The organism is Bacillus sp. JJ1521, from assembly GCF_036965165.1.
Taxonomy (GTDB): Bacteria; Bacillota; Bacilli; order Bacillales; family Bacillaceae_L; genus Ferdinandcohnia.
Genome location: NZ_JBALOX010000147.1, coordinates 520 through 12558 on the forward strand (window position 1 = coordinate 520; position 12039 = coordinate 12558).

The window sequence follows — 12039 nt, forward strand, 5'->3', positions numbered from 1 at the left end:
CTGAAAAGCTGGCTACCTACCTACTATGCGCTTCAGAAATTGATTTTAATGGCGGAAATGTAACCGCTTACTATAAGGGCGAAAAACTCCTGTCAAGAAATCCTCATAAAGGAGACAATGTTTTCTTTACTTTTGGAAAGGACCTACTTAACTTCGACAAAGACCTTACAAATTTCGGTCATTTTCAAAGATTCCTAGATAACGTGTTAATTGATGATGTTTATGGAAAGAAAATTGGTCTCTTTTATGAAACGGAAGAAATGGGTCATTCAACCTTTGGAATTACCTTTATCAGGTTTGATGGTAAGGAATTTGAGCTTGGGTTTGACTACAGACATCCGAAATTGAAATCAAATGAAGATCTGCATGAACGTTTTAAAGAAATTAGCCATTTGCACGATGTATCCCTGAACATTCATAAAAAAATAGCTCCACTATATGTGGATCCTAACTCAACTCTAATAAGAAACCTAAGTGAAGCTTATCGGAATGTAACGGGGAAAAAGGCGGAAGTGATTACAAAAGGGGGGATATCATACTCGAGAGCATTAACAAATTGTGTCGCATTTGGTCCAACATTCGAAGGTGATAATCCTAATACTCATAAACCTAATGAAAAAATCACGATTGAAACATTGTATAAAGCAATTATTATCTATTGTGAGGCGTTACGATTATTAGCAACAAGTTAAATCATCAAGACATTTCCATTTTTATTATATAAAACGGGGAGAGATAAAGATGAAGGAAAGAATACAGGTATTTGCTGGTTCAATGATGATTCCAATCATACTACTTGTTGTAGCAGGGATATTTATTGGGATTGGTGCTGCTTTTGCTAATATAGAAAACGTAAATGCGCTTCATTTAGGATGGCTCATTAAAGAAGGAAATTTCATACACGATTTCTTTACCATCATCAATAGCTTAGGGTTCATGGTTATGAGGTTCCTACCTGTGTTCTTTGCGGTAGGGATTGCCTACGGATTGGCGAGAAAGGAAAAAGGATGGGCTGCCATGGCAGGGGTTGTCCTTTTCCTTGGAATCAATACGATTATTAATACGATGTTATCAATCAACAACTTAACACCTGAAACAACGACAATTGAAGCTTTAATGCAAAATGGTTATTCGGAGCAGGATGCTAAAAATTTCAATTCATTATTTGGTCATGTATTAGGTATCTTCAGCTATAATATGGGAATTTTTTCTGGGATAATTGCAGGTATTGTTGCAAGTCTCATCCATAATAAATATTGTGAAAAACAATTACCAAATGCTCTTTCATTCTTCGCAGGTCCACGATATGTTCAGATTATGGCATTTTTTATAGTTTTACCAGTAGGGATTATCATGTATTATGTGTGGCCTGTAATCGGTATGGGGCTTTCTAGCTTAAGTAATTTTATTACAACAAGCGGATTAATTGGTACATTTGTCTTTGGTGCGGCAGATAGAGCACTACTTCCATTAGGAATCCACCATTTAATTGCGTTCCCGATTGAATATACAAAAGTCGGAGGAACAATGATGGTAGATGGAACGCTATATGAGGGTGTACGTAACATTATGCTTGCACAAATGGGTTCACCAAATGAATCAGAATATATTGTTCGTAACTTTACGACAGGTAGAATTTTGTTTCACTTCGGTGGACTTCCAGGTGCAGCCCTAGCAATGTATATAACGGCGAAAAAGGAAAATCGAAAGAAGGTAGCAAGTTTATTAATCCCTGCTGTATCTACGGCAGTATTGATTGGTGTTACAGAACCAATTGAGTATACGTTCTTATTTGTACAACCATTACTCTATTTCTTGATTCACGTTCCATTATCTGGTCTATCTTATGTGATTACAGAAGCGCTAAATGTTTCAATTATTGGTACCGCAGTTCGTGATATGTTCCCTAACCTTTTACAAACAGAAAAGGTTAACGCTTTATCTTTACTAATCCTAATTCCAGCGTATTTCGCTGCATACTATTTTAGCTTCCGTTGGGCGATATTAAAATTTAATATTAAAACACCTGGTCGTGAAGATAAAGAAAGTCTGATTAAACTATTTACTAAAAAAGATTATAAAGAATTAAAAGAACTTGAAAAAGATGATCAAATCTCTGGAATTGTAAAAGCACTTGGCGGTGTCGACAATATTGACAATATCACAAATTGCGCCACTCGCTTACGTGTCGAAGTAAAAGATGCTAAATTAGTCGATACCGATGAAAAATGGGTAAATGAACTTGGTGCACAAGGCGTTGTTCGCAATGGAAACTCTTTACAAATTATTTACGGCACACAGGTTATCACTCTAGCGGGCCAAGTTAAGACTGCGATTGGGATGGAATAATAGAATTTGAGGGGAGTACCTATATGGTACTCCTCTTATTTGAATGTTTTTAAAGGTCTTGACCATTACTATAGCTTGGAGGGGGGTGCGAGCCCTGTAGCTTCTGCCAAGGTTATTATCGTAGTACCTTTGAAAAGGGTAGAAAGTGTATGCCTTCATAGTCTAAAGCTCAGTATTTATTTCGAACTTCAGGAAGGTGAGGAAAAAAATATTACTGTGAAACCGGAGTAGCCTGGTACATATCACTTGATATTCCGGTACCATGTTCAGGAATGGATGTTCGAAAAAAATATCGAAAACTAACAAAGCAAGGCCAATTGGCCCTGCTCGTAGTTTGTGAAAAATGAATATCTCTTATTTTATTAATTGCTCATGATATAACTCAGGGTCTGCTTTGACTTTTGGACCTTTTTTAGGCTTTGGTCCCATATTGTCAAAACGAGCTTGATCATAGATGGCAGAACCGACGATTTCAGCAACATCTTGGAGTTTTTCTTTACTGATTTTGTCTAGTGAGTCTTCTGGTGTATGATACCAAGGCTCTGATGGACTATGAATGAATAATGCAGCTGGGATTCCAGCTTCTGCAAATGGTACATGGTCACTTCTACCACCAGCATAAAATGGAGTAGGCTCCCCATTTAGTCTTGTACTTGATGCTTGAGCAAGCTCAGTAACTAGATTAGGCTTACCATCAAGAGTTGCCATTGTTAAATTACCTGCATCACGACTTCCTACCATATCTAAATTAAAATTTGCAATAATCCGGTTCAGTTCGTCCTCTGGTAAGTTTGCCACATAATGTGCGGAACCAAGTAGCCCTAGCTCTTCAGCACCAAACGTAATAAAACGAATTTCTGTATCTGTAGGAATGTCTTTTAATACACGTGCTAACTCAAGTGTCATAGCTGTGCCTGATGCATCGTCATTTGCTCCAGGTGCACCTGCTACTGAATCATGGTGCGCCCCAACGACAATTACATCATTTGTATCTTTTTGCTTATTAGTCGGCTTCTTTGTTGCAATTACATTATGGGAAATACTTTCACCAGCTCTTGCACCTTCAACCTGAAGGGAAGTTTGAAGAACCTCTCCACTTACAAGTGCCTCATAAAGTACATCACCTTCCGCTTTCGTTAAAGCAACAGCAGGCACATACTTATCATTCGCTTCTCCAAGAGTCCCATTTAAAGCCCCTGAAGTATTGTTGAAAATAATGACTCCTAAAGCTCCTTTTTCTGCAGCATTCAACACTTTCTCTGCAAATGAGATCTCGCCACGCTTAATTAGAACAATTTTTCTAGTAAGGTCAGTGTCTTGAAGTTCTGCAACTGTCCCTAATCCTGCATAGACAAGCTCACCTGATACATCCCCATTTACTGTGTATGTGAAAGAACTTGGGTGGAGGGTACCGTCATAGCCATTTACCGAAAGTTCGATTGAACTAGGAGGTGTATAGCCATAGAAGGTAAACGGTTGAATTTCAGTTTCATATCCGTAGGATTCAAATTGTTCTTTTATGTATTGAACAGCGTTGTGTTCTGCTTCAGTCCCCGCAACACGTGGTGTTTCAGAAAGGTGAGCAATGTTGTTATAAATATTGTCTACATTAAGTTGATTAATCACCTTGTGATCAAAGAACTTCTCCTTCTGAGATTGCGTGACTTCGATTGGTTTTGCAAATACTGAAGGTGTTGCAATGGCTCCAAATGCGAGAGTTGTAGTAAGTCCAAACGATATAACTAGTTTTTTCATGAAATGCCTCCTCTTACTAGATTAATAGTACACGAGAAAAGCATATATCATTTTGAAAATTCTGATAAGTTAGCTTGTCCTTAGAAAAATATAGGTCGAAACTCATGTTTCCAATGAATTACGTTGCAAACGGGACATTATTCCTGTGAGGAAAATACTTCGAAAGGAGAAGGGGATATATCAAGGTGTGGGTATTATCGACAAAAGGCTGCCTACCCAATGCGCTAAAGCATAGGGGCAGGCAGCCTTTCCTACATCTATTTCGTTTTATGATTTATTTTTATATCATGTTTTTTGAAATATTCATAGATTTCTTGATTTGTTTTATCATCATATTTTTTTACCCATTCTTTATTCGATAAATCAACAATTTCACTTCGTAGGGAGTGGTATTCATCTTTCGCTTTTTCTTTTAAATCAAAGGAAAATTTTGAAGTGAAGTATAACACTGCTCCGAAAAATACGTCCCTAACGATATTTTTATTCGTAAATAGCATATCGAAAATTGCAGAATTACCAAATGCAAATGGGGTGTATAAGAAATACTTAATAATTGAGTAGAAGGCATATCCAATTAATGTGTACAAGAAAAATCTATGCATTGTTTTTTTTCGATTATGCTTTTCGTTAAAATCAAGTAATCGATCCAGTGAATCTCCATCAGCCCTTGATATACTAGTTCCTTCCTGATGCCAAGGTGCCGCAAAACTATTATCAGCCATTGTACTCCCCCTAACATGAACTTTAATAACTTTATGATTCTATACGTTTGGTATATATTATTTTTTGTTCAGTAGGAATATGACAAGCTTCTTGTTAAAAGAGTGAATAAAAAGGATTTTGATTTTATTAGAAGAAGACAACCCTTTGCAGCACTTTTTACTACAAATGGTATGAAAAGGGAGAATTTATTATAACCAAGATGTGTTCTTGTTGTTAATTACATACAGGGCACCTGACCATCAATACTGATTTATACAACTACCACTTTGTTCCAACTAATCACTAAAAACCTTCCAAATTAAATATGCACAAAATAAAAAAATAAGGTCCAATTTTGCACAAATGGTTTGAACATCATTTGGTCTCCACATTTGTAAATACAGAGGGTATAGTATAGACAAGAGGATGAAACATCCTATAAAAACTACTTTCTTGCACAAACTCTAAAGAGTGCAAAGGGGGTGCTGAACATTTCGTTAGATCAACGAAGTACTGCTATACTATCACATCTTGTAAATACAGAATCATTTGTACCTTTAAAAGAACTAATGGAAAAATTCAAGATTTCAAGACGAACAGTTTATTATGACATTGAAAAGATAAATGGATGGCTAAAAGAGAATAACCTAAAACCCGTAAATCAGGTAAGAGGACTAGGGTTTGGTCTTGAGCAGGAAACGTCCAAACGTATACCAGAAAAGATTGAACTGTTCATTTCCTGGCAATATGATTACTCCGCAAAAGAGAGAAAAGGGTGGTTAGCCCTTTATTTGCTTGGAAGAGATTCCACATTATTTTTAGAGGATTTAGCTGAGAAGGTACGAGTAAGCAGAAATACAACAATTGACGATCTCAAAGTACTAAAAGAAGAAATAGAAAGGTTTCACTTAAAACTTGAATTTGAACGGAAGACGGGTTATCGAATCATTGGTCAAGAGGAAGATAAAAGGAAAGCAATAGTTTATTATCTCTCAAATGTCCTTCCGAATGAAGGTTGGAAAACGATGTTGGCCAAAATTACAACGATGCTCAACCTTGCAGGTTCAAATATAGAGAACAGACTAAATCTTTTTGAATTGGAAGAATTGAAGGCAGTTCAGAGGATCATTGCAGAAAGTGAAACGGATCTGAGTGTCCAATATACGGATGATTTCTTCAATAGCTTAACCTTTCGATTTTTATTTTTTGGAAAACGATTAATGCAAGGTAAGGAAATAAGCATAGATGAAGTAGAAAAAGGGGTCTTGACGGAAACGAAAGAATATAAAGCAGCTTTTAAAATCGCTCAAAAACTTTCTTATGTCTTTAATGTGGATTTTCCGCATGATGAAGTCTTATATATTACAAAACATTTGTTAAGTTCAAGAGTACAGTCATCTCAAGGAGAATTCCAAGATAGTGAAAATACACCAACACATGTTTTAGCGGAAGTCGTACCTAAAATGGTTTCAGATTTTCAGAAATATGCTTGTGTATTTCTTAAGGAAAGAGACTTATTAGAAAGAAACTTACTACTACATGTAAAGCCATCCTACTATCGGATAAAATATGGCCTTGAAGTCGAAAATCCGGTGGCTGAACTTATGAAAGAAAAGTATCCAGATGTATTCTTATTGACCAAAAAAGTGATTCATCATTTAGAAAATGTAATTGGAAAAAAAGTTAATGAAAATGAAGTTGCTTTAATTGCCATGCATTTTGGCGGCTGGATGAGAAGAACTGGTGTAACGCCTGCTAATCGGAAAAAAATGCTGATTGTTTGTGCAAGTGGAGTCGGCACTTCGAAACTACTTGAACATCAACTTGAGGGACTTTTTTCTACAATTGATATTGTAGGAAGTGTATCCTTACGTGAGTATGAAATAAATGATTATGAAGTTGACTTTGTTGTTTCTACTACTCCACTAACAAAAAAAGATAAACCTGTTTTTGTGGTAAGTCCTATACTTTCAGAGGCAGAAAAGGAAAGTCTCTTAAAAAATGTAAACGCTTTGGTTGGAACGAATATGATTGAGCAATCGACCTCTATTGAAGGGTTAATGGGGATCATTAAAAAACATGCCACAATCAAGGACGAAGAGAGTTTAGAAAGGGAAGTACGAAAATATTTCTCCAACCATCAATCAAAGGTAGTTTTATCTACAAAACCTTCTTTACATCAATTGCTGACAAGGGAATTCATTCAGATCAAAAAGGGTAGTACAGACTGGAAAGAAGCTATTCGAGTAGGGGCAAAGCCGTTACTCGAGAAGGGGAACATTACTGAGGAATATATTCAATCCATGATTAACACAGTCATTCAGTTAGGACCCTATATAGTTGTGGCTCCAAAAGTAGCAATACCACATGCAAAACCTGAAAATGGTGTGAAAAAATTAGGAATGAGTTTACTTTGCCTAGAAGAAGGAGTTCAATTTTCAGAATCTAAAAGACATGAAGTAAATCTTCTTATTGTGTTGGCAGCAATTGATGGAGAAACACATCTAAAAGCATTGTCTCAACTTACAACGATGTTTTCTGAGCCAATGAATGTAAAAAAAATGGTTCAAGCAAAATCCATTGATACCATTTTACAAACAATAGAAGCATATTCCATTTAATCCAAAAGACAAAGGAGCATTATTTCATGAAATTTTTAGAGGAAGGTCTTGTTGCGCTTGATGTACATGCGTCTTCGCCAGAGGATACAATCAAGCAAGCAGGGAACTTACTTGTAAATGAAAACGCTGTAAATGAGTCATATGTAGAGGCGATGATTCAATCTTATAAGAAAAATGGACCCTATTTTGTACTTGCACCAAGCATTGCTTTGCCACATGCGAGACCAGAAGATGGAGTAAACGAAGCATCCGTATCATTTATCCGGCTAAAGGATCCAATCGCATTTGGTAGTGAATTAAATGATCCAGTAAAGTTTGTATTTGCCTTAGGTGCTTCATCAAGTGATGAGCATCTTCAAATATTACAAAAGCTAATCATACTTTTAAATGATCAAGAAAATATCAAAAAATTAGAGGAAGCTACAAATTATCAACAAATAAAAATAATTATAGGGGGAATGTAAGATGAAAATTTTATGTGTATGTGGATTAGGTCAAGGAACTAGCTTAATTTTACGCATTAATGTAGAAACTGTGTTACGTGAATTAGGGATGCAAGCCGATGTAGAGAATACGGATGTTTCAAGTGCTTCAAGTGAAAGACCAGATTATATTATTACTAGTAATGAACTTGCTCAATCATTAGAGGGACACTCTTCAAAAATAATCATCGTGAATAATTATTTTGATATGAATGAAATCAAAACAGCTTTACAAAGTAATATTAACTAAAACAAAAGATGGGGGTATGAAGAATGGAAGCAATTCAATGGATGGCAACCAATATATTTGGTGTACCAGCAATATTGCTAGGTTCTATTGTTTTACTTGGTTTACTTTTACAGAAGAAATCTACTAGTCAAACCATTAGTGGTACTTTTAAAGCGATGATAGGATTTTTAATTATCAATGTTGGTGCTGGAGTAATTGTGGGAGCGCTAACCGTTTTCGAGCCAATGTGGAAGGAAGTATTTGGATTAGAAATAAGCTCATTTGGAAACTTTTTAGGTCAAGAAGCATTTGGTACGAAATACGGATCAGCTGTTACCCTTGCAATGTTTATCGGATTTATTATTAACGTATTACTTGCCCGTTTTACAAAATTCAAATACATCTACCTGACAGGTCATATGATGTTCTGGACAACAATGATTTTTGCCGGAATTATTATTGATGCAGTTGGTGATGTTTCATTCGGGAAACTAGTAATCTTTTTATCAATCTTTATGGGAGTTTATTGGACATTCCAACCTGCAGTAGTGCAACCATTTATGCGTAAAGTAACAGGTAATGACAGTATTGCATTAGGGCATACCTCTGCTGTTGTAGCACTTTTAGCAGCATTACTTGGGAAAGTATTAGGTAATAAGGAAAATGATTCAGAGAAAATTAAATTACCAAAAGGACTAGAGTTTTTAAGAGATTCAAATGTAATTACAGCTTTAACAATGGGAATCTTATTCTTCATAGGTGCTGTAATTTTAATGTCAAAAGGCACGCCAGGTGCCGATGAACTTATTGCACAGTCGGGTGATCAGAACTTTATCATCTACTCTATTATTCAATCATTAACATTTGCCGGTGGTATTGCTGTTGTATTACTGGGGGTTAAAATGTTTATCGGTGAAATTGTACCAGCCTTCAATGGTATAGCAACAAAACTAGTTCCTGGCGCTAAACCAGCACTAGACTGTCCAGTAGTATTCACATTTGCACCAAACGCAGTAATCCTAGGCTTCTTAGGTGCATTTGCTGGGGCTTTAATCTGGTTAGTGATTTTAGGTAATGTTGTAGCATATGTGTTTGTACCAACAATGATTGTATTATTCTTCCACGGAGCAACAGCGGGTGTGTTTGGTAATGCAACTGGAGGAGTTCGTGGAGCACTTATCGGTGGTTTTGTAACAGCAACAGTAGTTGCATGGGGACAATATCTAACAGTTAAATTCCTTATAGATTCTACGATTCCTGATACTGCAATGTGGGCAGCAGACTCTGATATGTTTGTACTTGGTCCAATTGTGAAAGCAATCGCGCAACTATTATTTTAAACTGTATAACACCGACATGTGTAAGCATGTCGGTTTTTTAATCAATACGCTTTACCATACTATTTTTGATATATTTTCATAGGTTTTTAGAAAAAGTAGGAGGGACTATCATGAGCTTTATTCGTACATTAAAAGGAGATATTAATCCAACAGAATTAGGATTTACTTATTCGCATGAACATATTGTATGTAGACCTGATTACTGGGTTCAACGAGGTGTAGATGATTTATTGCTCGATGATAAGGAGAAATCCCAGAAGGATGTTGAAGATTTTAAACATTACGGTGGAAAGACAATCGTTGATGCAACGGCAATCGATTATGGACGTGATGTACAAGCGGTAAAAGAAATTTCGGATGAAACCGGCATTCAGATTATCGGAACAGCAGGTTTTAATAAGAGCTTTTTATGGGATGCCCGTATTAAGGAAGAACTTAAGCCGATTATCGGTAATTTCGAAACTTATGCGGAATGGATTGATAAGACGCCTATCAATAAGCTTACTGAATTTGTGATTCGTGAAGTTGAGGAAGGACTTGAGGGAACACCATTTAAAGCGGGTCAAGTAAAGTTTGGAACTGGCTATAATCGTATTACTCCATTAGAGGAAAAAACGTTACGAGCAGTTGCAAGAGCACACCATGAAACAAAAGCCCCTGTCCATTCACATACAGAGGCAGGAACAATGGGATTAGAGCAGCTTGAACTATTAATGAGAGAGAATGTAAACCTTGAATATTTAAGCCTAGGACATATGGATCGAAATCCAGACCCATATTATCATGAACAAATTGCAAAAACAGGAGCATACTTAAGCTTTGATGGAGTTGCAAAAATCAAATATGCACCAGAAAGTACAAGAATTCAATCTATTTTAGAGCTTGTGAAAAAAGGTTATGAAAATCAAATTCTAGTAAGTGGCGATACAGCTAGAAAAACATATTACAAGCACTATGATTACGGGTTAGGTCTTGAATATATTATTGCGAAATGGGTTCCACGCTTTGTCGATGATGCGAATCGTCAAGGCTTTGATGGTGAAGCACTAATCCATAAATTCTTTGTTGAAAATCCAGCAAGATGCTTCGCATTCAAGGAATAGGGGGGGCAGCCATGATCTTTCAAAATGAAAATTCCTTCGAGGTTAAAGAGAAGATAGAAACTAGTAAAATTGCGATTTTACCGATAGGAGCTGTAGAAGCACACGGTCCACATCTGCCTCTAGGGACAGACAACTATTTAGCTGAGCGTGTGTCAGAAAGGGTCGCGGAGAGAACAGGAGCGTTTGTTTTGCCAACTTTACCCTACGGTCAAGTGTGGAGTTTAAAGAACTTCCCTGGAAGTATCAACATTAGTAATGAATCTTTGATTTCATTATTAGTGGATTTGGGCATAAGCCTATATGAACAGGGCTTTAGAGTGTTTGCGATGATAAACGGCCACCTAGGAAATGCAGTAGCATTAAAGGAAGCTGCAAGAAAGTTATATCAGCAATTTCCAGATTATAAAATTCTGTATTTGTTTTATCCAGGTACGAAAAAAGTTACGGAAGAAGTCAGAGAAACTAATTCTTTCCATGCAACATATTTTCATGCTTGTGAAATTGAAACTTCTTACATGCTCTACTTAGCCGAAGAGTATGTTGATATGTCAAAAGCAATCACAGACATTCCGAATATACCAGATAGTGCAGACGTTACGCCAACACCATGGGAGGAATTCACGACCTCTGCAGTTCTTGGAGACGCAAAGCTGGCAACGAAGGAAAAAGGGGGGGAAATTATCGAAGTGGCAATTGAAAATATGGTGAAATTGATAGAAGGTGCGAAACATGAAATTACTGGAACTAAATAAAATTGATGATTTTCTTTTATTCAATTTTTTAGCAAAGGATAAGCAAAATGCAGAAGAAATCATAGAAGCAGGAAAAGGCTATATTGTTCCTGGAATCGTTTCATCTGATTTTACTAACATCGAGGACGGAGTTAAAAAGGTAAAAGAATTAAAGGAAGTTGCTGAGGTACTAAGCATTGGTCTTGGAGATAATGGAAACCCAGCAAATTGGGAAAAAGTGTTAAAAATTGCTGAAGGCTCCGAGCCAGGGCATATCAATCAACCATTTGAAAAAACGAACTACTCCATTGGATACTTGAATGCAAAAGGTATTCATCAGGTTGTCAATGGACTTGTTGCTCCCTCGGGGAAAGTCGGCACTATCAAACTTTCAACAGGAGTCGAAATGAGAGTGGAAGAGCTAGTTGACCTAGCAGCATCGATGGGAATCGAATCTATTAAATTTATGCCTCTAAAAGGTAAAACTCATCTAGAAGAATTAGTTTATATATGTAAAGTAGCGGCCAAAAAGGGATTAAATGCAGTTGAACCAGCAGGTGGAATCTCTTCCGAAAATATTGTTGACATCGTGAATGCAGTCCATCTTACTGGTATACCAATTTTTATGCCACATGTATTTGGTTCAACAATTGACAAGGAAACTGGAAGAACAATCCCAGGAGAGGTTGAAAAAATCATTAAATTGGTAATGGGGGAAAAATAAATG

General features: G+C 36.5%; 11 protein-coding genes. 9 read left to right on the forward strand and 2 right to left on the reverse strand.

Features of this window, described 5'->3' with window-relative positions:
• Both V7147_RS18775 and V7147_RS18780 read left to right on the forward strand, forming a co-directional pair.
• A partial coding sequence (locus V7147_RS18775) for a M20/M25/M40 family metallo-hydrolase (RefSeq protein ID WP_335369358.1) occupies window positions 1–692 on the forward strand: 692 nt, incomplete at its 5' end.
• Between the two features lie 49 nt (window positions 693–741).
• The gene (locus V7147_RS18780) at window positions 742–2349 is read left to right on the forward strand and encodes a PTS transporter subunit EIIC (protein ID WP_335369359.1); all 1608 of its coding nucleotides are present in this window, start codon (window positions 742–744) and stop codon (window positions 2347–2349) included.
• A gap of 354 nt (window positions 2350–2703) precedes the next feature.
• Here the strand turns inward: V7147_RS18780 and V7147_RS18785 are convergent, their stop codons facing one another.
• Window positions 2704–4104: a DUF4910 domain-containing protein gene (locus V7147_RS18785; protein WP_335369360.1), complete on the reverse strand. Its 1401-nt coding sequence runs from the start codon at window positions 4102–4104 to the stop codon at window positions 2704–2706.
• 257 nt (window positions 4105–4361) lie between these two features.
• A complete protein-coding gene (locus tag V7147_RS18790) occupies window positions 4362–4826 on the reverse strand; it encodes a DUF2663 family protein (protein WP_335369361.1) in 465 nt (154 codons plus the stop codon).
• Between the two features lie 462 nt (window positions 4827–5288).
• Here V7147_RS18790 and V7147_RS18795 point away from each other — a divergent pair, with 462 nt between their 5' ends.
• From V7147_RS18795 to V7147_RS18825, 7 genes are all read left to right on the forward strand, one after another.
• On the forward strand, window positions 5289–7427 hold the full coding sequence (locus V7147_RS18795; RefSeq protein ID WP_335369362.1) for a BglG family transcription antiterminator: 2139 nt from the start codon (window positions 5289–5291) through the stop codon (window positions 7425–7427).
• 26 nt (window positions 7428–7453) lie between these two features.
• Complete coding sequence (locus V7147_RS18800; protein ID WP_335369363.1) at window positions 7454–7891, forward strand: PTS sugar transporter subunit IIA; 438 nt, start codon at window positions 7454–7456, stop codon at window positions 7889–7891.
• A gap of 1 nt (window position 7892) precedes the next feature.
• Window positions 7893–8159 (forward strand): PTS sugar transporter subunit IIB, encoded by a 267-nt coding sequence (locus V7147_RS18805; protein ID WP_335369364.1) that lies wholly within the window; start codon window positions 7893–7895, stop codon window positions 8157–8159.
• Between the two features lie 23 nt (window positions 8160–8182).
• Window positions 8183–9478: a PTS ascorbate transporter subunit IIC gene (locus tag V7147_RS18810; protein ID WP_335369365.1), complete on the forward strand. Its 1296-nt coding sequence runs from the start codon at window positions 8183–8185 to the stop codon at window positions 9476–9478.
• Between the two features lie 110 nt (window positions 9479–9588).
• Window positions 9589–10581 carry a phosphotriesterase family protein gene (locus tag V7147_RS18815; RefSeq protein WP_335369366.1) on the forward strand — a complete coding sequence of 331 codons (993 nt, stop codon included), beginning with the start codon at window positions 9589–9591 and terminating at the stop codon, window positions 10579–10581.
• Window positions 10582–10592: 11 nt separating this feature from the next.
• Complete coding sequence (locus V7147_RS18820) at window positions 10593–11333, forward strand: creatininase family protein (RefSeq protein WP_335369367.1); 741 nt, start codon at window positions 10593–10595, stop codon at window positions 11331–11333.
• On the forward strand, window positions 11311–12036 hold the full coding sequence (locus tag V7147_RS18825) for a KDGP aldolase (protein ID WP_335369368.1): 726 nt from the start codon (window positions 11311–11313) through the stop codon (window positions 12034–12036). The genes V7147_RS18820 and V7147_RS18825 overlap by 23 nt, the downstream gene beginning before the upstream one ends.
• Window positions 12037–12039: the final 3 nt, after the last annotated feature.